Consider the following 26549-nt stretch of genomic DNA (forward strand, 5'->3'; position numbering starts at 1 on the left):
CTGGTCCGGGCGACGGCCCCAGTGTAGGTGTCCGGGCAAACAGGTGACTCTTTACATTAAACTATTAAAGATTATTTTTATCTTAAGCGTCACAGCTGTTCGCTGTTCGCCGTCCTCCCGTCACCCCAGGAGGCCGCCGTTGCACGGACCCACGCTGGTCAACTGGCTCCTCGCCCTCCTCACCGCCACCGCCGGGGCCTACTGCCTGACCCGCCTGCGATATGCCCCGGGAGCCCCCGGAGCCCCGCACGCGCCACACACCACCTGCGCACCGGCGCCCGCCACCACCCACCCGACGGGCGCCCGACGGCTTCTCGCCCGGGAAACCGACGCCGCCGAAGCGCTGATGGGGCTCGGCATGGCCGGAATGGCCGTCACCGGCGCCGCCGTCCCGGCGCCCGTCTGGGCCTGGCTGTTCGGCGTCCCCGCAGCCCTCTTCCTGCTCGCCGCCGCCGGCACCCCGGACCGCCGCGGACACCGGCTGCACCACGCGATCGGCGGCCTCGCCATGACCTACGCAGCCCTCGCCATGACCGCCTCCCCCGGCCATCACCACCACGCCCCGAGCACCGGCGCCCCGCTGCTCACCGGCGCGCTGCTGGTGTACTTCGGCGCCTACTCCCTCTGGGCCGGCACCCGGCTCCTGCACGCCCCCGGCGGAAGCGTCACCGTCGGAACGGCGGGCCTCCCGCAGGCCTGTCGGCTCACCATGGGCATCGGGATGTTCGCGATGCTCCTGACCATGTGACCTTGCCCGCCCCCGACGCCCGTCCCCCACCCCACTCGCCGCCCCAACCGCCGCCCCAACCCCCACCCCGCACGCCCTGGCCGAGCCACACCCGGGACCAAGGTCCTCAGGCCCGCGTGGCGTTGGTCACTGGCCGCCCGAAAGCCGTTCCACCGGACGTCGCCAGCGCATAGGTTGGCGAGGAGCGCGTTGTCGCGCTCCGTGCGCACTCGGGGAGCCCATGCGATGACTGCCCTGATCGGCCTGCTGCTGCTCGGCCTACTGCTCTCCACCGCCGTGCCCCGGCTGCTCGCCCGGGCCCGCTGGGTGGAGCGCGAACCCGTGCTGGCGCTGCTGGCATGGCAGTGCCTGGTCGTAGCCGTCCTGCTGTGCTGCGCGTTGAGCCTGGTCCTGGCCGCCTCGGCCGCGCTGCCCGAACTGCGCGCACTCGTGTTCGCCGGCGCGCCGCACGGGGTGGAGGCGGCGTACGGGCTCCAGGACGCCGAAGGCTGGGGCCGGCTCTGCGCGGCGGTGCTGGCCGCGGGCGGGCTGCAGACGGTGCTGGCGGTCACCCGTGAGGTCCGTTCGGCGAAGGCTCTGCGCAACCACCGTCACGCTCAACTCTCCGACCGCGCTCCCGAGTTGCCGGAGGCCATCGCGGCCGCCCGCAGCCGCCGGGAGCGCCTGGTGGTGCTGGAGAACGTCCGGCCGGAGGCCTGGTCGCTGCCCGGCCCGAACTCCCGGCTGGTGGTCACCACGGGCGCCCTCCAGCAGCTGACCGCGCGGGAGTTGGCGGCCGTACTGAGCCACGAGCGCGGGCACGTCCGCGCCCGGCACGACTGGCTCGCGCAGGCCGCCCAGGCACTCGCGTCCGGGTTCCCGGGGGTCCGGGTGTTCAGCACCTTCCGGGACCAGGTCGGCGAGCTGGTCGAGCTGGCGGCCGACGACCGTGCGGCCCGTCGGCACGGACGGCACACCACCGCCCTCGCGCTGGCCGAACTCAACCTGGGCCGCGGGGTGTTCGGCTCCTGTCCGCCGGGCCTCGCGCAGTCCCCGAAGCGGGTGGACCGCCTGCTCGCGGGCCGCCCCCGGCTGTCGGTTCCGCGTCGGCTCCAACTCACCGTCGCCGCGCTCGCCGCGCCCGTGGCCGTCGTGCTGCTGGCCGCCGCTCCGGGACTCGTCTCGCAGTTCTAGCCAGACGCCCCATCGCCCCACCGGACCCTCAGGACCGCCGAAGAACCCGCTGACGACCCTGCCGGCAAATCTGCTGACGAACCGTCAGCATCACGCCCCACACGGGCCGGTGACCTCATCGCCGAGCGTGCGCGCAAGCACGTCGCGGTGGAGCGGACGGGCCTGCCGGTAGCGCTCACGCCCCTCGTCCGTGAGGACGATCAGGATGCCGCGGCGGTCGTCCACGCACATCTCGCGCGTCACCAGGCCCGCCTTCTCCAGCCGGCCGATCAGACGCGACAGCGCGCTCTGGCTGAGGTGGACGACGTCGGCGAGCTCCTGGACCCGGAGCCGGTGGCTGCGGTCCACCGAGCAGCCCTCGACCAGGCGCTCCAGCACCTCGAACTCACTCATCCCGAGCCCGTGCTTCTCGCCCAGCTCGCGGTCGAGCGCACAGGAGGTCTCGGCGTGCCGGGCCAGCAGTTCGCGCCACTGCGCGACGAGACCGGCCTCCGCCGGGGAGTCGAGTTCAGCCACGGCGCCACCCTACCACCGCCATCGCAACTTATGCGTTTACATCTTATTCACTTGCATTGATTGCACGTGCATGTAGTCTCCTCCCCATGACCACCGCGACCGTCACGTCACCCGACGCACCGTCAACCGGCGGACAGGCCTGGACCCCCCGCCTCTGGGGCACCCTGTTCGTCCTCTGCGCCGCGATCTTCCTGGACGCCCTGGACGTCTCCATGGTGGGAGTGGCCCTCCCGTCCATCGGCTCCGAACTGCACCTCTCCACCTCGACCCTGCAATGGGTGGTCTCCGGCTACGTGCTCGGTTACGGCGGCCTGCTCCTGCTCGGCGGACGGGCGGCCGACCTGCTCGGCCGCCGCCGGGTGTTCCTCGTCGCGCTGGGTGTCTTCGGCGCCGCCTCCCTGCTCGGCGGACTGGTCGACGACGGCGGACTGCTGATCGCCGCCCGCTTCCTCAAGGGGACCGCCGCCGCGTTCACCGCCCCGGCCGGCCTGTCGATCATCACCACGACCTTTCCGGAGGGCCCCGCCCGCAACCGGGCGCTGTCCATCTACACCACCTGCGCCGCCAGCGGCTTCTCGCTCGGTCTCGTGCTCAGCGGCCTGCTCACCTCGGTCGGCTGGCGCTGGACGTTCCTGATGCCCGTCCCGGTCGCGCTGATCGCCCTGCTCCTCGCCGTCCGCCTGCTCCCCCGCCCGGTCGAGGAGCGCGCCAAGGGCGGGTACGACGTCCTCGGCGCGATCACCGGCACGCTCACCGTCCTGCTGCTCGTCTTCACCGTCACCGAGGCGCAGGGTGCCGGCTGGCTCAGCCTGCGCACACTCGGCTCGTTCGCCGTGGTCGCCGCCCTGGCGGCCGCGTTCCTGGTGACCGAGAGCCGCGCCGCCCACCCGCTGGTCCGGCTCGGCATCTTCCGCAACGGCGCGGTGGCCCGGGCCAACGTGATCGCCTTCACGATGACCGGCGCCTACGGCGGCTTCCAGTTCATCGTGACGCTCTACCTCCAGCACCTGCTCGGCTGGTCGGCGCTGGAGATGGCGCTCGGGCTGTTGCCGGCCGGCGCGTTCATCGCGCTGTCCGCGCCGTTCATGGGCCCGATCGTGGACCGCTTCGGCACCGGCCGGCTGCTGCCCATCGGCGTCCTGTCGCTGACCGCGGCGTTCGCACTGTTCCTGCGGCTGGACGAGCACAGCTCCTACCCCGCGCTGGTGCTGCCGTCGATGCTGCTGCTCGGCGTCGGCTTCGCGCTCGCCTTCCCCTCCGTGAACATCGCCGCCACCGACGGCGTCGCGGACGAGGAGCAGGGCCTGGCCTCGGGCCTGGTCAACACGGCGATCCAGGTCGGCACCGCCGTCGTGCTCGCCGGTGCGACCGCGATGATCACCGCCGGGAGCGCCGGCGGCGACAGCCCGCAGGCGCAGCTGGACGGCTACCGGCCGGCCCTGCTGTTCGTCACGGCGGTCGCGCTGCTCGGGTTCCTGATCGCCCTCGTGGGCGCACTGCTGGAGCGCCGGAAGAAGTCAACTCCCGCGTCCGTCCCGGACTATGACTACACGTCACGGACGTCCGGGCCGACCGAGCGGGCCGAGGTACTGGCCGAGCGCTGACCACTTCCGCCCGCGCCGCTTCCGCCCACGCCGAGCCGCCCCACGCGAGACCGCACCGGACCCGCACCGGACAACGGCGGACCGCACCACACCGCGCCGCGCCGACGCGGATGTCCACCCCCGGGCACTGCCGCCGGCTCCACCAAACCCCCGTGTTGGTGGAGCCGGCCGTCTTCGTAACGGCCGCCCCCGCACCAGCCGTCCGTGCGCCGCTCGTCAACGCGGTTCCACGGATCGGCCGTCGACTCCCCCAGTATATTGGCCGGGAGCCAACGAACGTTCGGAGCTGTCACGATGGCACCCCGCGGGGATTCGGTCAATGAGGAAATGCGTCAGCGCTCGCGCCGGCGCATCATGCGGGCCACCGTCGAACTGGTCGACCAGCACGGATACGCCGGGACCACGCTGAGCGACATCGCCGAGCGCGCCGGACTCGCGCGCGGGCTGCTGTCGTACTACTTCGACGGCAAACGGCTGCTCATGCAGTCCGCCACGCACCGGATGATGCACCAGTCGCTCAGCAGCGCCCTGGCCGAACTCGCGCCGGACGCGACACCCGAGGCCCGGCTGGCCCGCGCCATCGACGCCGTCCTCGGCCTCGCCCTCGACCACCCGCGGGTGATGCGCTCCCACCTGGCGCTGATCCTCGACCCGGACACCGGCTCCTTCGTCCAGGACCCGGAGCAGCAGCAGCTCGGCGCGATCCTCCAGGGCCTGCTGCGGGAGTGGGGTGCGCCGGATCCGGCCGCCGAGCACGCGGTGCTGCGCAGCGCGCTCATGGGCGGGTGCATCGGCCTCCTGCTGCCGGGCGCGGAGGTGCCGCTGGCGCCGATCCGGGCCGACCTGTTCCGGCGCTACGACCTGCCGTGGGAGCTGGGCCGCCCGCCGCAGCCGCTGCCACAGCTGCCGCTGCCGCTGCCGCTGGAACGCGAACGGCCGCCGGCCCGCGGCTGACGGCCGGTGGGCGGCGGCGGATGCTCCGGCGGCCGGTGCTCGCCGACGGCCGGTCCGGGCGGCGGGCAAGCACGGCTCGTGGTCCGGCCGTTCGGGCCCGGACGTCCAGGCCCCTCCGGGCGGAGGCTCAGCGTTCCTTCAGGATCGAGGCGAGCAGGTCTATGGTGCGCTCGGGCGTGAGGCTGTCCACGCAGAGGCGCTCCATGACCTGGATGTAGGCGTCCACGTCGTCCCGCTTGTCGAGGTAGAGCGCGCTGGTGAGCTGCTCCAGGTAGACGACGTCGGCGAGGTCCTGCTCCGGGAAGCGCAGGATCGTGAACGCGCCGGACTCGCCCGCGTGCGCGCCGAAGCGGAACGGCATGACCTGGATGACGACGTTGGCCTGCTCGGCGACGTCGATCAGGTACTGGACCTGGCCGCGCATCACCTTGGGCCCGCCGACCGGGCGGCGCAGCGCGGCCTCGTCGATGACGGCCCACAGGCGCGGGTTGTTGCCCTCGGTCAGCAGCTTCTGGCGGCGCAGGCGGAGGCTGACCCGCCGTTCGACCTCCTCCTCGCTGATGACCGGCCGACTCTGACCGAAAACCGCCCGCGCGTACTCCTCGGACTGCAGGAGTCCCGGGATGAACTGCACTTCGTACGTGCGGATCAGCTGCGCGGCCTCCTCCAGGCCGACGTAGGTCTGGAACCAGCCCGGCAGCACGTCGTTGAAGCTGTGCCACCAGCCGGACTTGTTGGCCTCGCGGACCAGGCCGAGCAGGGCCTCCCGCTCCAGGCCGTCGTCCACGCCGTAGAGGCTGAGCAGGTCGGCGACGTCGCGCTCCTTGAAGCTGACCCGGCCGAGCTCCATGCGGCTGATCTTGGACTCGGAGGCGCGGATCGCGTAGCCGGCGTCCTCGCGGGTGATGCCGCGCGCCTCACGCAGGCGTCGCAGCTGTGAGCCGAGGAGGATCCGGCGGACCATCGAGCCGCCGCCCGGCTGAACTGTGGTCATGCGGTCGAAACCTCCACCTAGGGCAAACAGCGCACAGTCTGCCATCAGTTGAGCGCTCACGGTGCCGATACTGACGGATGTTCCTATCAGTTCTGCACTCCACACACCAGGATGCACGTGCATCCGGCGCTTGCATATGCCAATAGTGCGACTGCACGTGAATCGACTCTTGCATCTGCAGTGAGCGCAGAGGACCATGGTGCACGTGCACCTGCACATCCCTGGCAATCCCGCGGGCTCCGCGTCGACCCCACGCGCGACTCCGTGCACCAGCCCGGCAGCGTCCCCCACGCCACCGGGCCTTCGTGTGCGCGCGCGCCTCGTCGAGGAGGGGGCCGTGCGGCCGAGCGAGTCGGAGGTGACCGGCATGACCCCGGCGGGTCCAGCCGTGTCCGCCCCCTTATGGGAGGAGCTCTTCATGGGCACCGGTACGGCTTTGGCGGTTGACCCCCACGTGGTCACCTGTACGCTCGCTCCTCGCTTCGAAGCCGTCAGAACCGCACGTGACTTCGCCCGGACCGCTCTGCAGCGCTGGGGGCTGATGGAGCTGTTCGACGACGTCGCGCTGGTCGCGTCGGAACTCGTGACCAACGCGCTGCGGCATGCGATCGGCGCACGGCCCGACCCGGTGGGCGGCGCCCTGGGCGAGTACGACTTTCCCACACAGCACGGTGGTGACGGCAGGCTGCCGATCCGAATAAGCCTCGTGCACCGCGCGCCGCAGATCGTCTGCGCGGTCAGCGATCCGAGCAGCACCGGCCCGGTCGCCCGGGAGGCGGACTTCGTGGCCGAATCCGGCCGCGGGCTGCACCTGGTGGACTCGTTCAGCCACTCCTGGGGCTGGCACCCGCTGGGCGGGGGCAAGGTCGTCTGGGCGCTGTTCGAGGCCGACGCGCAGGCCGCGACCCCCGAACTCGGTGGCCGGCACCGGCGCTCCGCCTAGCGGCGGACGGGCACGCACCCCCGCAGCGCGGGCACGCGTCCCCGGATCGATGGACGCCCCGGGAGGACCGAAACCCCGGGAAGAAGCGGTAGTTCGCCCTCGCCGGGCTCGCGCCGGAGACCCACCGGCCCCCCGCAGCGCACCCGCCACGACCAGTGCGCCCCCGACGGCCGACGGGCCGCCAGTGCGCGGGACAGCAACGCACCGGACAGCAGTGCACGGGGCAGCGTTACGCGGGACAGCAGCGCACCGGACGGTGGAGAAGCCCGCGAAGAGGCACACCACCGAGCATGTGACCGAGCGCGTGACGAACCGCGCGGACGACCGCGGGGCCGAGCCCGCGGAGAAGACAAAGGCCGCCGTGGTGTCAGCACCCACGACGGCCCCCCGATGGCTCCTGGTGCGGAGCGGTGGCCGGACCGACGGACGTCCGGTGAAGCGGCCGGACGGCCCGGTGAACGGCCGGACGGACGTCCGGTCAGGCGGACAGGTGGTCGAACTCCCCGTCCTTGGCCCCCAACAGCATCGCGGCGATCTCGGCCCGCGTGTAGATGAGCGCCGGACCGTCCGGGAAGCGCGAGTTGCGCATCGCCACGTCGCCCCCCGGCAGCGCGGCGAACTCGACGCAGTTGCCCTGGGAGTTGCTGTGCAGGCTCTTCTGCCAGACCACTCCCTCCAGCTCGGTGGCGGCCATCCCGTTGTAGGGACCGTACGAGCCGCCCAGTTCCTGCGATTCGTGCGAGTCGTGCATAGAAGTCTCCCGAAGAGCCCCGGAGTTGCGGTCCAGCGCGGCGCCCCCGGCACCCGCCGAACGAACGGGCCGGCCCCGTACCAGCCCGGCACAACGCCTCACTTGACGCGATGATAGCCCTTGTGCACGTGCATCAGCACGAGACGGTGCAGGTGCACGAGGCCTTTCACCGGCCGACCTGAACTCTTCACGGACCCTTCTCCTGACGGTACGTAAACGGACATAGCCGACCGAACCGGCCCGCTTCCGATAACCGGCCGTGAGCGGCTCCCCGCTAAATGTTGATCTTCGAAAGCCGGGAGTCGCGCACTCGTGACCCTCCGTCAGACCGCCCGTCGACTGTGAGACATCTCACGCGCCACAGGTGCAACGTGACGCCCCACCGGACACGTCTCCAGGAGATACCGGCGGACGCGCGGGGGTTGGGCCAGGTATGTCCGGAATATGACCTAATGACCGCTCATCGACCCGCGCACGCGAGAGCTCCGCGCGCCGCGCACACCACGCTCGCGCGAAACCGGCACGGCAGCCGACTGCAGCCCTGACGGGCCGATGTCCTACGATCTCCGCCATGAGCACCGCAGCCATCCCGGGCGCGCCACTGCCCGTTCGCACTCCAGGCTCCCGTGCGCGGGGGCGCCACCGTCGCCCCGAGCGCCCCGAGATCCCGTCCGGCTCCCCGGCCCTGGTGCTCGCCGTGCCCGCGACCGCCGGGCCCGAGTCCCGCTCGGTCGTCGAGGAGCTGCTCTCGATCGTCCGCAGCGAGCAGAACGGCGTCCAGACCGCGGTGGGCTACCTCCCCGGCGACGGCGCCGAGGGCGCGGACGGCACCGAGCGCAGCATCGGCGAGCTGCTGGCGGCCGCCGCCGAGGCCGGCGTCCCGGCACCGATCCTGGTACCCCTGGTGCCCGGCCCGCACGACTTCCTGCCCGAACTCCACGCACTCGCCGCCGAGTACGGCGCGCACGTCACCGACGTGCTGGGCCCGCACCCGCTGCTGGCCGAGGCCGTCCACGTCCGCCTGTCCGAGGCCGGGCTGGCCCGCGCCGACCGCGCCCGCCTGTTCGCCATCGCGACCGCCGCGGACGGCGTCGTGCTGACCACCGTCGGCGGCGAGGACGCCGCGGCCGCCGCCGGCATCACCGGCGTGCTGCTGGCCGCCCGCCTGGCCGTCCCGGTCGTCCCCGCCGCGCTCGACGTGCCCGGCTCGGTCGCCGCCGCCGTCGCGCACCTCAAGGAGACCGGCTCGCAGCGCCCCGCGCTGGCCCCGCTGGTGATCGGCCCGGAGGCGGACTCCGAGCTGCTCGCCACGGCCGCCGAGGAGACCGGCTGCCCGTCCGCCGCGCCGCTCGGCGCCTACCAGACGGTCGGCCAGCTCATCGCCTCGCTGTACCTGGCCGCGCTGCCGGCGCCGTCCGCGGAGGCCCTGGCCGCCGCGCAGGCCCAGGCCGAGGCCGAGGCGGCGGAGGCCGCCTCCGAGGGCTCCCGCGCGGCCCACGCCGCCGGTGGGACGGCCTCCGGGGCGACCGGGGAGGCCGCCGGCGAGTAACCGCCGACAACGCGTACGGAAGGGCCCGGAGCGATCGCGCTCCGGGTCCTTTCGGCTTGCGGCGTAAGGGAATTAAGAGCCGAATGCGCGAGATGTCCGTTCTGTGATTGTTTGCGATCGGGTGACCGCCCGTCATGCGATTCCTGAGAACCTGCCAGTTGTGCACATCCGCAGGTTTATTGCGAGAAAACGATCATTTTCGATCTTGGAGAAGGAAAGTTTTGGTGGCTTTCCATAATCCGTGATGCGCATCACAGGTATTTGCAGTTCGTACTTAAGTCTGCTTAACGTGCTCCCCGTTCGTGACCACACGGACCCAGCACATCCGCAACGCCGAGTCCTGCCGTCGGGTGCGCTGGAAGCGCGAAAACGCACCACGGCAGGAGCGGGGGACCCACAGGTAAGTCGCCCCGGACCGATCCACGGAACGGTCCTGGGCTAGGGGTGAAGCCGCGCCACAGCGCGGCCGGGCAACTCCGGCCCGAATCCGACAGCTCACCTCGCAGGCGTGGGAGAGGACCGCGTCTTCATGCTGCCCACCAACGGCACTCGCCTGTCCAGCCGCACCCGCCGCGTGATCGCCGCCCTCGGCGTCGCCGGCGTCGGCCTCACCATCCCCTGCCTCACCTCCGGCACCGCCTCCGCCGCCTCCGTCGCCACCTGGGACAAGGTCGCCCAGTGCGAGAGCAGCGGCGACTGGAGCATCAACACCGGCAACGGCTTCTACGGCGGCCTGCAGTTCACCTCCAGCACCTGGGCCGCCTTCGGCGGCACCTCGTACGCCCCGCAGGCCAACCAGGCCACCAAGGACCAGCAGATCGCCGTCGCCGAGAAGGTCCTCGCCTCGCAGGGCCCCGGCGCCTGGCCCGTGTGCTCCGTCCAGGCCGGCCTGACCGCGGGCGGCGCCCCGGCCGCCGTCGACACCTCCGCCGCCGCGAGCACCGCGAAGGCCGCCCCGGCCGCCCCGGCCGCCCCGGCCGCCCCGGCCGTCAAGCCGGCCCCGAAGCCCGCCGCCAAGCCCGCCGCCCCGGCGCAGGACCAGGCGCAGGCCCCGGCCGCCGCCGACTCCGCCAAGGGCACCTGGGCGCAGAAGCGCCAGGACTGGACCCAGGGAGGCACCACCCAGGCCGGTGCCTCGGACTACACCGTCGTGGCCGGCGACTGGCTGTCCACGATCGCCGACAAGCACAACGTCAAGGGCGGCTGGCAGCGCCTGTACGATCTGAACCGCGGCACCCTGACCGACGGTCCGGACACCATCTACCCGGGCCAGCACCTGTCCTTCGGCGACTCCGCCCAGGCTCCGGCCGGCCAGTCCGGTGACTTCAACTGGTTCGACCGCTCGCAGAAGCCGGGCCAGTCCTCCGCCGGGAACGCCGTGAACGCCCAGCCGGCCGCCGAGGCCCAGACCCCGGCCGCCAAGCCGTCCTCGAAGCCCGCCGCCAAGCCCTCCGCCCAGGCGCAGACCCCGGCCCCGGCCGTCACCGGCTCGATGGCCGCCGCGGTCAGCTTCGCCAAGGCGCAGGTCGGCCAGGCGTACGTCTACGGTGGCACCGGCAACGGCGGCTGGGACTGCTCGGGCCTGACCCAGGCCGCGCTGCGCGCCGCGGGCATCTCCATCCCGCGCGTCGCCAACGACCAGGCCGCCGCGAGCACCCACGTCTCGCTGGACAGCCTGCAGCCGGGCGACCTGCTGTTCTGGTCCAACAACGGCCAGGACTCCGGCGTCTACCACGTCGCCATCTACATCGGCGGCGGCCAGTACGTCGAGGCCGCCAACCCGAGCTCGGGCGTCCGCCTGCAGACCATCGCCAACTGGGCGCCGGACTTCGCCGGCCGCGTCTGAGGATCCTTCCGGAACCGTCCCGCCGGGGACGGGTGACGGATCGCGGATGACAGCGAACAGATGACAGATAACAGATTTCATCATCTGTTATCTGTCACCCGCCCACCGCCCCGGGGAGAGACTGGTCGCTCTCCCCGGGGCTTCGGCGTACCCGCCTCCGAAGTCCGTGCCGCCTCCCCCCGGCGCGCACCCGCGGCTCCGCGCATCGGAGCATTCGCGTGGTCAAACCCCGGCCCAGCGGGCATGCTGCTGCTCTGCACCCGAGGAGGAGTCACCCATGGCCCAGGTCACCGTCACGCTCGACGCGAACCTCGCGATCGACGCGATGATGCTCTCCGGCACCAAGAGTCCCCAGGACGCCGTCGAACTGATCCTGCGCGACTACCTGGCCCGCGGTCGCCGCACCGAGACCCGCACCGGCGACGCCGCCGACGGCCACCGCGTCACCGCCGACCGCCCGACCGTCCAGGAGGGCTGACCCCGACCCGTCACGGCACTCGCGGCACAGCCCAGCACGGCGCAGCACAAGCCCAGCACAGCACAGCACAGCCCGGCACAGCACAGCACAAGCCCAGCACAGCCCGGCACGGCACGCCGAAGGGCCCCGGAGAGCAACCGCCCTCCGGGGCCCTTCACACAGCCGTCACCGGCCTCAGCGCGCGCAGGCCCCCGTGGAGCCGCGCATGACCAACTCCGGCTGGAACATGAACTCCCCGCGCTGGGCGGCGTTCCCGCCCACCTCCTCCAGCAGCGCGTCCACCGCCGCCGTCGCCATCGCCTCGACCGGCTGGCGGATCGTCGTCAGCGGCGGCTCGGTGAAGGCGATCAGCGGCGAGTCGTCGAAGCCGACCACCGACACGTCCTGCGGCACCGACAGCCCCCGCTGCCGCACCGCCCGGATCGCCCCGAGCGCCATCATGTCGCTGCCGCACACGATCGCCGTGCACCCCTTGTCCAGCAGCGCGCCCGCCGCCGCGTGCCCGCCCTCGACGCTGAACAGCGTGTGGTGGACCAGCTCTTCGGCCTCCTCCTGCGTCCGCCCGAGGACGGTGCGCATCGCGGCCGTGAAGCCCTCGATCTTGCGCAGCACCGGCACGTACCGCCTCTGGCCGACCGCCAGCCCGATCCGCTCGTGCCCCAGCTCGGCGAGGTGCTGGACGGCCATCCACATGGCGGCCCGGTCGTCCGGCGAGATGAACGGCGCGTCGATCCGCTCGCTGAAACCGTTGATCAGGACGAACGGCACCCCGCGCCCGGCCAGCCGGGCGTAGCGGTCGTGGTCGGCGGTGGAGTCGGCGTGCAGACCGGAGACGAAGACGATGCCCGCCACCCCCCGGTCCACCAGCATCTCGACCAGTTCGTCCTCGGTGGACCCGCCGGGCGTCTGGGTGCACAGCACCGGCGTGAAGCCGTGCCGGCTGAGCACCTGCTCGATGACCTGCGCGAGCGCGGGGAAGATCGGGTTGCTGAGCTCCGGCGTGATCAGCCCGATCAGCCCGGCGCTGCGCTGGCGCAGGCGGGTCGGCCGCTCGTACCCGAGCACGTCGAGCGCCGCCAGCACGGTCTGCCGGGTGGCGGCGGAGACGTTCGCCTTGCCGTTGAGTACGCGGGAGACGGTGGCTTCGCTGACCCCCGCCTGCGCCGCGATGTCTGAAAGTCGCGCCGTAGTCACGGTCCCAGAGCCTATTGCAACCACGTCAGACCGCCCACCAGCCGGTGCTGTCCGGTGCGAGCACCGTCTCGCCGCCGTCCACGACCAGTTCCGCCGAGGCGAGCAGCAGCGTGCCCGGGGCGGGTATGCGCACCGGCTCGCCGCTCGCGTTGACCGTGCAGACGAAGGAGCCGCGGCGGAAGGCGAGCGTGCCCTGCGGGGCGTCCAGCCACTCGACCCCGGTGCCCGCGCCCAGGTCGGGCTGCGCCCGGCGGACGGCAAGCGCGCTGCGGTAGAGCTCCAGGGTGGAGGTCGGGTCGCCGGTCTGCGCCTCGACGCTGAGTTCGGCCCACTGGGCCGGCTGCGGCAGCCAGGACGGCCCGCCGGCGACCGGTCCGAAGCCGTACGGCGCCTCGGTGCCGGACCACGGGATCGGCACGCGGCAGCCGTCGCGGTAGCCGTCCTGTCCGGCCTGGCGGAAGAAGGACGGGTCCTGGCGGACCTCGTCGGGCAGGTCGGTGACGTCCGGCAGGCCGAGCTCCTCGCCCTGGTAGACGTAGGCGGAGCCGGGCAGCGCGAGCATCAGCAGGGTGGCGGCGCGGGCCCGGCGCAGGCCGAGCGCGCGGTCGCCGGGGGTGCGGATCTGGGTGCCGAGGCCGGGCTCGTTGGCGAAGCGGGTGGCGTGCCGGGTGACGTCGTGGTTGGACAGCACCCACGTGGTGGGGGCGTCGACCGGGCGCATCGAGTCGAGCGAGACGTCGATCACCTCGCGCAGCGCGGCGGCGTCCCAGTCGGTGCCCAGGTACTGGAAGTTGAAGGCCTGGTGGAGCTCGTCGGGGCGGACGTAGTTGGCGGTGCGCTGGACGGTCGGGGTCCAGGCCTCGGCGACGCCGATCCGCTGGCCGGGGTACTCGTCGAGGATCCCCCGCCAGCTGCGGTAGATCTCGTGCACGCCGTCCTGGTCGAAGAACGGCATGACGTCGTTGCCGAGCAGCTTGAGCTGGTCGGAGCCGCCGAGGTCGGGCAGGCCGGGGGCCTTGACCAGGCCGTGGGCGACGTCGATGCGGAAGCCGTCCACGCCCATGTCGAGCCAGAACCGCAGGATCGAGCGGAACTCGTCGGCGACGGCCGGGTTCTCCCAGTTGAAGTCGGGCTGCTCCGGGGCGAACAGGTGCAGGTACCAGTCGCCGGGGGTGCCGTCGGGGTTCTCGGTGCGGGTCCAGGCCGGGCCGCCGAAGATGGACTCCCAGTCGTTGGGCGGCAGTTCGCCCGTCTCGCCCTTGCCGGGACGGAAGTGGTAGCGCTCGCGCAGCGGGGACGCGGGGCCGTCCCGCAGGGCGCGCTGGAACCACTCGTGCTGGTCCGAGGAGTGGTTGGGGACGAGGTCGACGATGATCCGCAGGCCCAGGTCGTGGGCGTCGCGGATCAGCGCGTCGGCGTCCAGCAGGGTGCCGAACATCGGGTCCACCGCGCGGTAGTCGGCCACGTCGTAGCCGGCGTCGGCCTGCGGGGAGGCGTAGAACGGCGAGAGCCAGACGGCGTCCACGCCGAGGTCGCGCAGGTAGGGCAGGCGGCTGCGGATGCCCGGCAGGTCGCCCATGCCGTCGCCGTTGGAGTCGGCGAAGCTGCGCGGGTACACCTGGTAGATGACCGCGTCCCGCCACCAGCCTCTGGACGCGCTGCCAGTCACCGGAGCCAGGGCGGCCGCCTCGTGAGCGGTGTCGGCGGCGGGCCGGGAGGTGTCGGCCAGGTTCTGGGTCATGGACGGAATCCCTCGGGGAATAGAGGAGCGAGGAGCGCTGAGACGGGTGCTGGCGGGTGCTGTCGACTGCCGGCGTGTGCCGGCGTGTGCCGGCGTTACGACTTGGAGGCGCCGGCGGTCAGGCCGGTGACCAGGTGTCGCTGCACCAGGTAGAAGAAGACGGAGGACGGGATCGCGATCAGCACCGCGGTCGCGGCCATGAAGTTCCACTGGGCGTCGTGCTCGCTGACGAAGGTCTGCAGGCCGACGGCCAGCGTGTACTTGTCGGAGCTGAGCATGAAGGTGGAGGCGAACGCGACCTCGGCCCAGGCGGTCAGGAAGGAGTAGAACGCGGCCACCGCCAGGCCCGGGCGGGCGAGCGGCAGGACCAGCCGCCAGAAGGTGCCGATCGGGCTGAGCCCGTCGACCCGGCCGGCCTCGTCGATCTCCACCGGGATGGTGTCGAAGTAGCCCTTCAGCAGCCAGGCGCAGTACGGCACGGTGGTGGTCGAGTAGACCAGGATCAGGCCGGTGTAGCCGTCGAGCAGGCCGAGCTCGGACAGGATCGTGTACATCGGCACGATCAGCACCGCGATCGGGAACATCTGGGTGACCAGCAGCGACCACATGAGCGGCTTGTGGCCGGGGAACTTCATCCGGGAGACGGCGTAGCCGGTGGTGGCGGCGACCATGACGCCGAACACCGTGGTGATGCCGGAGACCAGGAAGGAGTTGCCGAACCAGGTGAAGAAGTCGGTGCCGAACAGCACGTGGTCGTAGTTCGACAGGGTCAGCTTGCCGAGGATCTTCCCGGGGTGGAGGTAGTCCGTCTTGTCCGGGCCGAGCGAGATGTAGAGGATCCACAGCACCGGGAACAGGGCGATCAGGCTGGCGAGGATCAGGGCGCCGTGGGACAGCGCGGTGACCAGCGGGCTGCTCTCGCCGCGGCGGCGGACCTTGGCGGGCCGGGCGGCCGGTGCGGGGCGCGCGGGCGGCGCGGCGGCTTCGGTGGTGGTGCTCATCGGGGGTACCTGCCTTCGTGGGTCAACTGGGTCCGGGGCCGCAGCCGTTGGCCTGTTGCTGTTGGCCTGTTGGCCGTTGGCCTGCTGGCTGTCGGCCTGCTAGCCGTTGGCCTGCTCGTTGCGGGCGAGCCAGCGCCGGTAGAAGGCGGTGAAGACGATGAGGATGGACAGCAGGATCACGCCGTACGCGGCGGACTGCGCGTAGTCCCGGGGCTGCTGGCCGAAGCCGAGGCGGTAGGCCCAGGTGACGAGCAGCTGGGCGTCGGAGCCGCCGCTGGTGCCGAACAGCAGGAAGATGACGGCGAACTGGTTGAAGGTCCAGATCACGCCGAGCAGGACGACGGTCGAGGAGACGGTGCGCAGTCCGGGCAGGGTGACGTGGCGGAAGCGCTGCCACGGGGTGGCGCCGTCCATCTCGGCGGCCTCGTACAGCTCGGCCGGGATGGACTGCAGGCCGCCGAGCAGCGAGATCATCATGAACGGCACGCCGACCCAGGTGTTGACCAGGACGGCGGCGGCCTTCTGCGCCAGCGGGTCGTCCAGCCAGCCGGGCTGGGGCAGGTGGAGGGCGGAGAGCAGGCCGTTGACGGCGCCGCCGTCGGCGAGCATCAGGCGCCAGGAGAAGACGGTGACGAAGGTCGGCACGGCCCACGGGAGGATGAGCAGCATCCGGTAGACGGCGCGTCCGCGCAGCTTCTTGTTCAGCAGCAGGGCGAGGCCCAGGCCGATGGTGTAGTGGAGGACGACGCACAGCACCGTCCAGGTGATGGTCCACACGAAGTGGGACCAGAAGCGGTCGTACGAGCCGGGGCCCCACAGGATGTCGGCGTAGTTGTGGAGGCCGACGAACTTGTAGCTGGCCGGGATGTGGTTGACGCCGATGGTGCGGGCCGAGTTGAGGCTGTTGGCGTCGGTGAGGGTGAGCCAGACGCCCTCGACGAGCGGGTAGAGCACGAGCACGCCGAGCACGAGCACGACCGGGGCGGTCATCGCGTAGGCGTACCAGTGCTTGGCGTAGGAGCGCTTGAGGCGCTCCAGCGGGCCCGGACGCTGCTCGCGCGGCCGGCTGCCCTTGCCGGTGGCGCCCTGCACGGCGACTGACATCGATTACACCTTCTCGGGGGAGGTCTCGGGGAGAGCGGGTCCGGCCGCCTCGGGAGGAGCGGGTCCGGCCGCCGGGCCCGCCGGGGTGAGGGACGTGGGGGTGTCCCTCACCCGCGGCGGGCCGGGCGGCTGACGGCTACTTGGCGAAGCCCGGGAGGAGCTTGGCGTAGTCGGTGGCGACGGTGTTCAGCGCGTCCTGGGTGCTGGTGCCCTGGACGGCCTTGCCGAGGTTGGTGCCGAGCGAGGCGAACAGCGAGCTGTACTCGGGCAGTTCGGGGCGCGGCTTGGCGCTGGCGAGGACGGCCTGGAAGCCGGCGATGCCCGGGTCGGCCTTGACGTCGGCGGTGAAGGCGTCGGAGCGGGTCGGCAGGGTGGAGTTCTTCTGCGCGATGAACGCCTGGCTCTCGGCCGAGGTCATGAAGGCCGCGAACTTCTCGGCGGCGGCCTTGTGGGCGGCGTCGGAGCCGGCGTAGACGGAGATGTTGTGGCCGCCGGTCGGGGCGCCGGCCTTGCCGCTGGAGCCGGCCGGGACGGCGGCGATGCCGAGGTTCTTCTTGTCGGCGAAGGCGGAGCCCTTGTAGATGTTGGTGATCTCCCAGGGGCCCTGGATGATCGCCGCGACCTTGCCGCTGTTGAAGGCGTCCATCATGTGGGCGTAGGCGTCGGTGGTGACGTCGGCCTTGGCGGTGCCGGGCGAGGTGAACATCGACTTGTAGGTCTCGATGCCCTTGACGGCCTCGGGCGAGGTGATGGTGATCTTCTTGCCGGCGGCGTCGACGGTGTCGGTGCCCTCGCCGAACAGGAACGGCATCGCGTAGTAGCCGTCGGCGGCCTTCAGCCAGAAGCCGTCGACGCCGTCCTTGTCCTTGATCGTGGCGGCGTCGGCCTTGAGCTCGTCCCAGGTCTTCGGGGCGTCGGTGATCCCGGCCTTGGCGAAGAGGTCCTTGTTGTAGAGCAGGCCCAGGGTGTCGGTGACCAGCGGGACGCCGTACAGCTTGCCGTCGTACTTGGCCTGCTGGACGAGGCTGGGCTGGAAGGCGGAGGTGTCGGCGGCGGCCGGGGTGCCGTCGAGCGGCTCCAGGTAGCCGGCCTTGGCGAAGGCGGCGGTCCAGCCGACCTCGGAGCGGAACACGTCGGGCGCGCCCTTGGCCCCCATGGCGGTCTGCAGCTTGTTCTGCGCCTGGTCGAACGGCACGTTGACGAAGTCGACCTTGACGGTCGGGTTGGCCGCCTCGAACTTCTTGACCAGTTCCTGGTAGTTCGGCGCCTCGTTGGTGGCGTTCGAGGTGTCCCAGTACGTGAGGGTGACCGGCCCGTCGGCCTTGCCGTCCGAGCTGGAGCCGCTGCTGCCACAGGCAGCCATCGAGACCGCGAGGGCCACAACGAGGGCAGAGGCCGCGATGCCACGCCGCATGAGAACTCCTTGGGAGGGTGGGGGTGCCCGAGATGTTCGGAGACAGGCGCATAATGGCTGCCTCGTGCCGACTGCACCTTCGCTGCCGTCGGGCTGGAAGGAAGTTAACAGCGGGCGAAACGTCACGGAAACCCCTTGCAGAAACTTTCTGCAAGAAACGCCGATCGTTACAGCCGCGTGTCCTGGATGTTGCCGCACGGTAGTGGACAGCGCCCGACTATGTCCGACTTTGACCGTTCCGCTCCATCGGCCTGTGGCCTGGAACACCACCCTGCGTGGCGGAAAGCCGCTTGCAGGACACTGGGTGGCATGCGCATCAGACCAGCCGTGAAGGACGAACTGCCCCTGCTGTGCGAGCTGGAACGGGCCGCCGGAGCCCCGTTCGCCGCCATCGGCATGCCGGAGATCGCCGAGGACGAGCCCCCGGCCCCCGGGGAACTCGCCCGCTACCTGACGGACGGCACCGCCCTCGTCGCGGTCGACGACGGCGACCGCCCCATCGCCTACCTGCTCGCCGAACCGGTCGACGGCGCGTGCCACGTCGAGCAGGTCTCGGTGCACCCCGGCCACGCCCGCCGGGGCATCGGCCGCGCGCTGATCGAGCACCTCGCCGCCACCACCGACGCCCCCGCGCTCACCCTCACCACGTTCGCCGACGTCCCGTGGAACGCCCCCTACTACGCCCGCTGCGGCTTCCGCCCGCTCGCCGACGGCGAACTCACGCCGGGCCTGCGGGAGATCCGCCGCCAGGAGGCCGAGCACGGCCTCGACCGCTGGCCCCGGCTCTGCATGCGCCGGGACCTGCCGGCGCGCCAGGGGGTCATCGACTAGTTCGTCCCGAAGCGCAGGACGGTCGTCGAGCGGAACTCCTCCCCGGGGCGCAGGACCGTGCCGGGGAAGTCCGGGTGGTGCGGCGAGTCCGGGAAGTGCTGCGTCTCCAGCGCGACCCCGGCGAACGGCCCGTACGCCACCCCGCTGGCGCCCGTCACCGCGCCCTGGAACTTGTTGGCCGTGTAGACCTGGACGCCCGGCTCGGTGGTCAGCACCTCCAGGGTGCGCCCGCTGACCGGGTCCTCCAGCAGCGCCGCCCGGGCCGGGGTGCCGTCGGCCGGGCGCGGGCGCAGCACCCAGTTGTGGTCGTACCCGCCGGGCCCGGTCAGCTGCGGGTGCTCGTCGTGCACGGACTTGCCGATCGGCCGGGCCGTCGTGAAGTCGAACGGGGTGCCGGCCACGGGTTCGATCCGCCCGGTGGGGACCTGCCGTTCGTCGGCCGGGGTGTAGGCGTCGGCGTCGAGGGTGAGCAGGTGGCCGAGGACGTCGCCGCTGCCTTCACCCGCGAGGTTGACGTAGGCGTGGTTGGTGAGGTTGACGACGGTCGGTTTCGTGGTGACGGCGCGGTAGGCGATGGTGAGCTCGCCGCCGGCGTCGAGGGTGTAGGCGACGGTGACGTCGAGGGCGCCGGGGAAGCCCTGGTCGCCGTCCGGGCTGTGCAGCCGCAGTTCGACGCCGCCCGGGATCCCGGTGGCGTCCCACATCCGGTTGGCGAAGCCGTCGGGGCCGCCGTGCAGGGTCATGCCGCCGCCGGTGGGGGCGAGCGGGTGGTCCTCGCCGTCGATGGTGATCCGCGAGCCGTCGATCCGGTTGGCGTAGCGGCCGACGACGGTGCCGTAGTGCCGGGCCGGGCCGAGGATCTGGGCCAGCTCGTCGGTGGCGAGCAGAAGTTGGGCGGGGCGGCCGGCGCGGTCGGGCGCGGTGAGGGTGTGCAGGGTGGCGCCGAGGGTGAGCACGCTCGCCTCGTACGGGCCGGCGGTGAGCGTCCAGCGCTGGATCGCGGCGCCCGCGCCCGAGGCGTCGAGGGGTTCGTGGCGCACGCCGGTGGCCTGAGTCGCCATGCCCTGCTGCTCCTCACTGGCGGCCGGGGCGGGTGCCGCGGTCGCGCCGAACGGGGGTCGATCCGGGGGGTCGATCCGGGGGGCCGGCCGGGAACCGACCGGGGATGGGACGGGGTGGAACGGGGGTGGGCCGGGAATACCGTCAGGAAGCCGGCCGTGGCCGCCCCGGTCTGCGTCAGCCTAACGACGGGAACGGCCGCGGGGGCGCTCCCGAACCCCCGCGCGCCGCCCGAGCGCTTCCGTCCGCCGGGCGCGGACGCCCGGCCGCGACGGCGGCCCGAGCCGAAGGACACGCTCTACGCGTCGCCCGCCTCTTCCTGCTCCGCGTCCCCGGCCGGCCGGGTCGGCTGGGCCGGCGTGGTCGGCCACGTCGGCCGGGTGGCACGCGGCTGGCCCGGCAGCCCGAGCGCGGTGGCCAGGCCGTCCGGCCCGCTGCCCGCCTTGCGGTAGACCGCGGCCAGCCGCCGGTTGACCAGGCTCAGCTGCAGCCCGAGCTCGTCGGCGATCCGCTGCGGCGGCACGCCCCGCAGCGCCAGCTGGGCGACGTCCCACTCCGGCTGGCTGAGCGCCTCGCGGGAGGCGCGGAAGTCGCCCAGGCGGTTGGGCCGCAGGCCGTAGTTGGCGAGCTCCCGGCGCGCCTGCTCGACCAGGCCCTCGGCCGAGCAGTGCTGGGCCAGCTCGATGCCCTGGTACAGGTACTCCTGGGCGTCCTCCAGCCGCCCGACCCGGCGCAGCGCCGCCCCGAGCTCGACCAGCGCGACGGCGTGCTCGTAGCCGGCCGGGGACTGGCCGAGGTAGGCCACGGCCTGCTCCAGGAGCTCGACCGCCTGCTGGCCGTCCTCGATCTGGGCGTGCAGCCGCAGCGCGGTGCCGATCGCCGAGGCGGTGCCGAAGGTCCGGGCGTCCCGGACGGCCTTGTGGGCGTACTCGCGGGCGCGGTCGGGCTCGTCCTGGGCGATGGCGATGGCGAGGTGGCCGGCCCACGGCGCCCAGACGGTGTTGTGCCAGCCGCGGGCCTCCAGCTGGGCGCCGGCCTCGGTGAGCGCGGCGGCGGCGCCGGCGTAGCGCCGCTTGGCGACGAGCAGCTTGCCGTACAGGGAGGGCGCGTCGGGCAGGACCATCGCGGTGTCGTGGTACGGCGGCTGGAAGCCGAAGCCGGTGGCGAGGTCCCAGGCCTCCTCGACGCGTCCGCGGGCGAGCAGGGTGTCGACGAGCACGCCGACGGCGTCCCACGCGAGCGGCAGCTTGGGGGCGATCCGCTCGGAGAGGCGCAGGGCGCGGCGCAGGAAGTCCTCGGCCTCGGCGAGCAGGCCGCGGCGGAAGCGGGCGAGGCCCATCAGGAAGTAGGCGAAGCCCCGGTGGGCACCGCTCCACCCGGCGACCTCGAACTGGACGATGGCGTCGGCGAACAGCCGCTCGGCCTGGGCGATGCGGTCGTTGTACGTGTAGGTGAGGCCGAGCATCGCGGGCAGCTCGAAGCCCCAGGTGCTGTCGGTCCAGCCGAGTCCCTTGGGCAGCCGGCCGGCCTCCAGGACGTCGTCGGCGTGGGCGAGCGCGTCGACGGAGGGCTTGCCGCGCAGGGTGAGGTCCCAGGCGCGCATCGCGAGGACCGCGCGGTCGGCGGGCTCGCGGCCGGTGAGGCCCTCGCACATCTCGCCGAGCCGCCGGGAGCGGCCGGGGCCGTCCTCCTCGGACTTGCGGAAGGCGTGCCACATGAACGAGGCGGCCTGGAGCCGCAGCCGGCCCGCGGCGTCGTCGGTGGCGGCGACCTCCTCCTGGCACACCAGCGCGGCCTCGCGCAGTTCGCCGCTGTGCGCGAGCACTTCGGAGAGCCGGAACGTGGCGTCCACCCGCAGTTCGGGGCGCAGCGGCCCCTCCTCCGGGTCGAGGGCGAGCTTGAGCTGGTTGACGGTGGCGACGGGGTCGGTGAGCAGCGCGGAGCAGCCGAGTTCGTAGAGCACCTCGGCGCGGATGCCGTCGGCGGGCGGCTCGTTGAGGGCGCGGTGCAGGCAGCGTTGGGCGGCTTCGGGGGCGCCGATGAGCAGGTGTTCGGCGGCGGCCTTGCGCAGCTTGCGCACGGTGCGGTCGTCGCCCTCGCCCGCGAAGGTCTCGACGAGGTGGCGGGAGGCGGAGAGCAGGCCGAGCCCGGCGTTCTCGATCTCGGCCGCGGCGACGCCGTGCATGCCGGTGCGGGTGGCCTCCGGCATGGTGTTGTAGATCGAGCTGCCGATCAGCGGGTGGACGAACTCCAGGTTCCCGTTGGGGGTCTGGGTGAGGACGCGCTGCTTGCGGAGCTGCTTGATGGACTCGCGGGCGCCCTCGGCGCTCTGGGTGGAGATGCGGGTCGCGAGGTCGATCCGGATGTCGGTGCCGAGCATGGCGCAGGCCCAGGCGAAGCGCAGGGTGCTGGCGCCGAGCCGGTCGAGCCAGGTCTTGAGGGTCATCCCGTTGGCGTCGACGGCGAGTTCGCGCAGTTGGACGGAGTTCTCCTCGACCGGTTCGAGCTCCTGGTCGCGGACCTGGTCGAGCAGGGCGATGGCCTCGTAGGGGTTGCCGTTGACGACGTTCCAGAACTCGTAGCAGAAGGCGTCCTCGGCCTTCTCGCCGAGTTCCGCCCGGATGATGTCCGTGACCGAAGTGAGGGAGAGGCGGTTGAGCTCGTGCCGACGGGTGGCGAGCTTGAGGACGGTGGAGTGGTGGGGGTGGGCTTCGGGTTGCCAGTCGTGTTCGTCCTCGCGGAACGCGAAGACGAGCAGGACGGGCAGTTCGCGTGCGCGGACGGCGAACTGGGTGAGCCAGGACAGGGATTCCAGGTCGGCCCAGTGCAGGTCGTCGACGATCATCACCAGGGGCGCGCTGCGGGGCGCGAGCTGGGTGAGGACGTAGTCCAGTCCGTCGCGCACGCCCTGCGGGTCGAGCCGGCGGGCGCCGGCCTTGGGCTGCTTGAGGCCCATGGCCGGTCCGACGACCTCCTCCCAGGTGCCCATGACCTGCCGGAACTCGGCCGGCGGGAGACCGGTGAGCGCGGGCTGCAGGAGCTGGCGCAGCACGTGGTAGGGCTCCTTGACCTGCTGTTCGCCGCCGCGCGCGAACAGCACGGTGGCGCCGTCGCGGAGCTTGGCGGTGCGCCGCACCTCGTGGAGCAGGCTGGTCTTGCCGATGCCGGGGCGGCCGGAGATGGTGAGGAGTTCGCCGATCTCGGTGCCGCCGGCGGCGAATTCGCGGCACAGCTTTTCGACGGCGGTCTCGGCGGAGCGCAGTTCCGCGTCACGGTCGCGCAGCCTGACCCGGGGAGCGGCGCCGTCCCCGTCCCGGCCGGGGCCGGTTCCCGCCCGAAGTCCGTTGCCCTGCTCGGTCACGTCATGCCTCCGCCGCTCCTGCTGACTCCCTGGTCGTGTGCCGAGGTTAGCGCCGCGGGGGGCGTGCCGTGCGGCATTCGCGCAGGCTGAGACGGACGGTGAGGGTTCGGACGGCTTGCCAAGGGCAATTGCCCTATATCCCTAACGTCCGATCATTACATCAGATACCCTACGGCCCGCGAGGCGAAGATGATCTTGTCCTGCCACCCTCACGCACGGAGCCTCGCTGCGTCAACTCCCCCCACACGCCGTGTCCGAACCGTTAGCGCCCCCACCCTCCGCTGCACCGGGAGTCCGATGTCTGACGACACCTCACTTCAGATCCCGTTCCCGCACCGCCGCAGTTCCCACATCCCGCACGCCGCCGCGCTGCACCGCGACTGGCTCCACCGGCACCCGCTGCTGGCCGACGCCGACCGCCCCGGGTACGCCCACTGGGAGATCGTCGAGCTCGCCGCCCTGGGCTACCCGGACGCCGGACCGGACGAACTCGCCCTCGCGGCCGACCTGATGGGGTTCTACTTCCTCTTCGACGACCAGTTCGACGGCCCGCTCGGCCGCCGGCCCACCGAGGTCGCCCCGATCTGCGAGCGGCTCATCGCGGTCCTGCACGGCGCGCACGCCGACCAGCGCTCCCCCGTCGAGACCGCGTTCGCGGACCTCTGGGACCGCAGCGCGCGCGGCATGCCCGCCCGCTGGCAGGCCCGCGCCGCCTACAACTGGGAGTGGTACCTGGCCAGTCACCCGGCCGAGGCCGCCGGCCGGATCTCCACCCGCCCGCCGGACCGGGCCGGCTACCTCGTGCTCCGGCGGGGCACCGCGGCCATGGAGACCATCTTCGACATGGTCGAACGGCTCGGCCAGTTCGAGGTGCCGCCCGCCGTCCTGCACCACCCGGTGCTCCGTCAGCTGCGCCAACTGGCCGCCGACATACCCTCGTTGAGCAACGACGTGCGGTCCTTCCCGCTGGAGGCCCCGCGCGGCGACGTCAACAACCTCGTGCTGATCGTCCAGCGCGAACGCCGCTGCTCGGCCGAGGAGGCCTGCGCGGTGGTCCTCGACGAGGCGCAGATCATGGTGGAGCGCTGCGGCGAGCTGCACGCCCAGCTCCCCGAGGTCTACCGGGAGCTGGGCCTGTCCCGGGTCGAGGCGAGCATCGCCCAGCGCTACGCCGACGGGCTGCTCACCTGGCTGGCCGGCTACCAGTACTGGGAGTCCCGCACGGGCCGCTACCACTCCGTCTGACGCCACTCCGTCAGACTGCGTCAGACACCGCGCTGTCCGACCGCTCCGCCTGGCGCCGGACACCCACCGGCACCGCACCAGGGCCGCCCGCCTCTCCCCCAGCGCCGCACCCGCCGACGGCGGGGCGCCGCAGGGCGGCCCCGGTCCGACGCGGCCCCGCCCCCGGGACGCCGCGCCCCGGGGCTCCGGACACCCCGGAGCCCGTGCACCCGACGCCCGACGCGACGCGCGCCCTGGTACCACGAGGCGCGCGGCCGGGCCCCGGCGATCTCCACAACGGCCGGAACGCGCACCCTCCGTACACGAGTTCCGTACGGACCGTAGCCGCGCCGCGCCGTCGCGACTATCGTGCTCGGCGGCGGGCGCCCCGGCGGGCCCCGCCGCGAGCGCGCGTTCACATCCCTCCCGCCGGACCGCTCCCGAACCGTGCGGTCCGGCCCGCTGCCCGGCCGCAGGACAGGACACGGGCAGCGCCCGACGTCGCGAGGAGACACCAGAGCATGACGGTCTACCAGCCGCCCGGCACCCCCGACAGCATCGTCGCCTACCGTCCGCGCTACGAGCACTGGATCGGCGGCGACTGGGTGCCGCCGGTGCGGGGCGAGTACTTCGGGAACCCGACCCCGGTCACCGGGGAGGTCTTCACCGAGGTCGCCCGCGGCACCGCCGAGGACATCGAGGCCGCCCTGGACGCCGCCCACGCCGCCGCGCCCGCCTGGGGGCGCACGTCCGCCGCCGAGCGCGCCCAGGTGCTCCTGCGCCTGGCCGACCGGATGGAGGCGAACCTGGAGCGGCTGGCCGTCGCGGAGAGCTGGGAGAACGGCAAGCCGGTGCGCGAGACCCTCGCCGCCGACCTCCCGCTCGCCGTCGACCACCTGCGCTACTTCGCCGGCGCGCTGCGCGCCCAGGAGGGCGGCATCTCCCAGCTGGACGAGGACACCGTCGCGTACCACTTCCACGAGCCGCTGGGCGTGGTCGGCCAGATCATCCCGTGGAACTTCCCGATCCTGATGGCGATATGGAAGCTCGCCCCGGCGATCGCGGCCGGCAACGCCGTCGTCCTCAAGCCCGCCGAGCAGACCCCGGCCTCCGTCCTGCTGCTCGCCGAGCTCACCGCGGACCTGCTGCCGCCCGGCGTCGTCAACATCGTGACGGGCTTCGGCGAGGAGGCCGGCGCCCCGCTCGCGGCCAGCCCCCGCATCCGCAAGATCGCCTTCACCGGCGAGACCAGCACCGGCCGGCTCATCTCCCGCGCCGCCAGCGACAACCTGATCCCGGTCTCGCTGGAGCTCGGCGGCAAGAGCCCCAACGTGTTCTTCGAGGACGTCGCCGACGCCACCGACGCCTTCTACGGCAAGGCCGTCGAGGGCTTCGCGATGTTCGCCCTCAACCAGGGCGAGGTGTGCACCTGCCCGAGCCGGGCGCTGATCCAGTCCTCGGTCTACGAGCGCCTGCTCGCCGACGGCCTGGAGCGGGTGCGCGCGATGCGCCAGGGCAACCCGCTCGACACCGAGACCCAGGTCGGCGCGCAGGCCAGCGCCGAGCAGCTCAAGAAGATCCTCTCCTACTTCGACATCGGCCGCGCCGAGGGCGCCAAGGTGCTCGCCGGCGGCGAGCAGGCCGACCTCGGCGACGCCCTGGCCGGCGGGTACTACGTGACGCCGACGGTCTTCGAGGGCGACAACCGGATGCGGGTCTTCCAGGAGGAGATCTTCGGCCCGGTGGTCTCCGTCACCCGCTTCGACGACTTCGCCGAGGGCGTCGCGCTCGCCAACGACACCCAGTACGGCCTCGGCGCGGGCGTCTGGACGCGCGACCTCAACACCGCCCACCGCGCCGGCCGCGCCATCCAGGCCGGCCGCGTCTGGACCAACTGCTACCACGCCTACCCGGCCCACGCGGCCTTCGGCGGCTACAAGAACTCCGGCATCGGCCGGGAGACCCACAAGGCGCTGCTGGAGCACTACCAGCAGACCAAGAACCTGCTGGTCAGCTACTCGCCCGACGAGGTCGGCTTCTTCTAGGCCTCCCGACAGGCCTCCC

At 72.4% G+C, this 26549-nt stretch carries 21 protein-coding genes and 1 riboswitch; of the genes, 11 read left to right on the plus strand and 10 right to left on the minus strand.

What is annotated here, in order from left to right:
* Positions 1-139: 139 nt before the first annotated feature.
* Complete coding sequence (locus tag ACFV4G_RS20060; protein WP_380442125.1) at positions 140-748, plus strand: DUF5134 domain-containing protein; 609 nt, start codon at positions 140-142, stop codon at positions 746-748.
* Positions 749-973: 225 nt separating this feature from the next.
* Positions 974-1921 carry a M56 family metallopeptidase gene (locus tag ACFV4G_RS20065; protein WP_380442127.1) on the plus strand — a complete coding sequence of 316 codons (948 nt, stop codon included), beginning with the start codon at positions 974-976 and terminating at the stop codon, positions 1919-1921.
* Between the two features lie 90 nt (positions 1922-2011).
* Here the strand turns inward: ACFV4G_RS20065 and ACFV4G_RS20070 are convergent, their stop codons facing one another.
* Positions 2012-2437 carry a MarR family winged helix-turn-helix transcriptional regulator gene (locus ACFV4G_RS20070; RefSeq protein WP_380442129.1) on the minus strand — a complete coding sequence of 142 codons (426 nt, stop codon included), beginning with the start codon at positions 2435-2437 and terminating at the stop codon, positions 2012-2014.
* Between the two features lie 86 nt (positions 2438-2523).
* On the opposite strand from ACFV4G_RS20070, the gene ACFV4G_RS20075 reads away from it, so the two are divergent.
* Together ACFV4G_RS20075 and ACFV4G_RS20080 are read left to right on the plus strand one after the other, a co-directional pair.
* Positions 2524-4041: an MFS transporter gene (locus ACFV4G_RS20075; RefSeq protein ID WP_380442131.1), complete on the plus strand. Its 1518-nt coding sequence runs from the start codon at positions 2524-2526 to the stop codon at positions 4039-4041.
* Between the two features lie 327 nt (positions 4042-4368).
* Positions 4369-4995, plus strand: coding sequence for a TetR/AcrR family transcriptional regulator (locus ACFV4G_RS20080; protein ID WP_380442133.1), 627 nt, complete (start codon positions 4369-4371; stop codon positions 4993-4995).
* Between the two features lie 127 nt (positions 4996-5122).
* Here the strand turns inward: ACFV4G_RS20080 and ACFV4G_RS20085 are convergent, their stop codons facing one another.
* Positions 5123-5989 carry a helix-turn-helix transcriptional regulator gene (locus ACFV4G_RS20085; protein ID WP_329930454.1) on the minus strand — a complete coding sequence of 289 codons (867 nt, stop codon included), beginning with the start codon at positions 5987-5989 and terminating at the stop codon, positions 5123-5125.
* Positions 5990-6407: 418 nt separating this feature from the next.
* On the opposite strand from ACFV4G_RS20085, the gene ACFV4G_RS20090 reads away from it, so the two are divergent.
* Positions 6408-6932: an ATP-binding protein gene (locus ACFV4G_RS20090; RefSeq protein ID WP_380442135.1), complete on the plus strand. Its 525-nt coding sequence runs from the start codon at positions 6408-6410 to the stop codon at positions 6930-6932.
* Positions 6933-7410: 478 nt separating this feature from the next.
* Here ACFV4G_RS20090 and ACFV4G_RS20095 read toward each other — a convergent pair whose 3' ends face one another.
* Positions 7411-7683, minus strand: coding sequence for a DUF397 domain-containing protein (locus ACFV4G_RS20095; RefSeq protein WP_380442137.1), 273 nt, complete (start codon positions 7681-7683; stop codon positions 7411-7413).
* Between the two features lie 571 nt (positions 7684-8254).
* Between ACFV4G_RS20095 and ACFV4G_RS20100 the strand changes: the two genes are divergently transcribed.
* The 3 genes from ACFV4G_RS20100 to ACFV4G_RS20110 all read left to right on the plus strand — a co-directional run bounded on the left by ACFV4G_RS20100 (position 8255) and on the right by ACFV4G_RS20110 (position 11556).
* On the plus strand, positions 8255-9232 hold the full coding sequence (locus tag ACFV4G_RS20100) for a hypothetical protein (protein WP_380442139.1): 978 nt from the start codon (positions 8255-8257) through the stop codon (positions 9230-9232).
* A gap of 362 nt (positions 9233-9594) precedes the next feature.
* Positions 9595-9754, plus strand: a riboswitch (cyclic di-AMP (ydaO/yuaA leader).
* A complete protein-coding gene (locus tag ACFV4G_RS20105) occupies positions 9741-11078 on the plus strand; it encodes a transglycosylase family protein (protein WP_380442141.1) in 1338 nt (445 codons plus the stop codon). Its footprint overlaps the riboswitch before it by 14 nt.
* 277 nt (positions 11079-11355) lie before the next feature.
* Positions 11356-11556, plus strand: a complete 201-nt coding sequence (locus ACFV4G_RS20110; protein ID WP_380442142.1) for a hypothetical protein — start codon at positions 11356-11358, stop codon at positions 11554-11556.
* 174 nt (positions 11557-11730) lie between these two features.
* On the opposite strand, the gene ACFV4G_RS20115 is transcribed toward ACFV4G_RS20110, so the two are convergent.
* The 5 genes from ACFV4G_RS20115 to ACFV4G_RS20135 all read right to left on the minus strand — a co-directional run bounded on the left by ACFV4G_RS20115 (position 11731) and on the right by ACFV4G_RS20135 (position 18010).
* Positions 11731-12750, minus strand: a complete 1020-nt coding sequence (locus ACFV4G_RS20115) for a LacI family DNA-binding transcriptional regulator (protein ID WP_380442144.1) — start codon at positions 12748-12750, stop codon at positions 11731-11733.
* Positions 12751-12775: 25 nt separating this feature from the next.
* The gene (locus ACFV4G_RS20120) at positions 12776-14491 is read right to left on the minus strand and encodes a glycoside hydrolase family 13 protein (RefSeq protein ID WP_380442147.1); all 1716 of its coding nucleotides are present in this window, start codon (positions 14489-14491) and stop codon (positions 12776-12778) included.
* Positions 14492-14586: 95 nt separating this feature from the next.
* Complete coding sequence (locus tag ACFV4G_RS20125) at positions 14587-15492, minus strand: sugar ABC transporter permease (RefSeq protein ID WP_380442149.1); 906 nt, start codon at positions 15490-15492, stop codon at positions 14587-14589.
* A 99-nt stretch (positions 15493-15591) separates the two neighbouring features.
* The gene (locus tag ACFV4G_RS20130) at positions 15592-16596 is read right to left on the minus strand and encodes a sugar ABC transporter permease (protein WP_359972458.1); all 1005 of its coding nucleotides are present in this window, start codon (positions 16594-16596) and stop codon (positions 15592-15594) included.
* Between the two features lie 136 nt (positions 16597-16732).
* Complete coding sequence (locus tag ACFV4G_RS20135) at positions 16733-18010, minus strand: extracellular solute-binding protein (protein WP_380442152.1); 1278 nt, start codon at positions 18008-18010, stop codon at positions 16733-16735.
* Positions 18011-18319: 309 nt separating this feature from the next.
* Between ACFV4G_RS20135 and ACFV4G_RS20140 the strand changes: the two genes are divergently transcribed.
* Complete coding sequence (locus tag ACFV4G_RS20140) at positions 18320-18841, plus strand: GNAT family N-acetyltransferase (protein ID WP_380442154.1); 522 nt, start codon at positions 18320-18322, stop codon at positions 18839-18841.
* Here ACFV4G_RS20140 and ACFV4G_RS20145 read toward each other — a convergent pair.
* Both ACFV4G_RS20145 and ACFV4G_RS20150 read right to left on the minus strand, forming a co-directional pair.
* Positions 18838-19902, minus strand: a complete 1065-nt coding sequence (locus tag ACFV4G_RS20145; RefSeq protein ID WP_380442156.1) for an aldose epimerase family protein — start codon at positions 19900-19902, stop codon at positions 18838-18840. The genes ACFV4G_RS20140 and ACFV4G_RS20145 overlap by 4 nt on opposite strands.
* Positions 19903-20198: 296 nt before the next feature.
* Positions 20199-23261, minus strand: coding sequence for an ATP-binding protein (locus ACFV4G_RS20150; protein ID WP_380442158.1), 3063 nt, complete (start codon positions 23259-23261; stop codon positions 20199-20201).
* Positions 23262-23558: 297 nt separating this feature from the next.
* On the opposite strand from ACFV4G_RS20150, the gene ACFV4G_RS20155 reads away from it, so the two are divergent.
* Together ACFV4G_RS20155 and ACFV4G_RS20160 are read left to right on the plus strand one after the other, a co-directional pair.
* A complete protein-coding gene (locus tag ACFV4G_RS20155; protein ID WP_380442160.1) occupies positions 23559-24506 on the plus strand; it encodes a hypothetical protein in 948 nt (315 codons plus the stop codon).
* Between the two features lie 500 nt (positions 24507-25006).
* Positions 25007-26530, plus strand: coding sequence for an aldehyde dehydrogenase family protein (locus ACFV4G_RS20160; protein WP_380442162.1), 1524 nt, complete (start codon positions 25007-25009; stop codon positions 26528-26530).
* The last annotated feature ends 19 nt before the right edge of the window (positions 26531-26549 follow it).

Source organism: Kitasatospora sp. NPDC059747, from assembly GCF_042732955.1.
Classification (GTDB): Bacteria; Actinomycetota; Actinomycetes; order Streptomycetales; family Streptomycetaceae; genus Kitasatospora.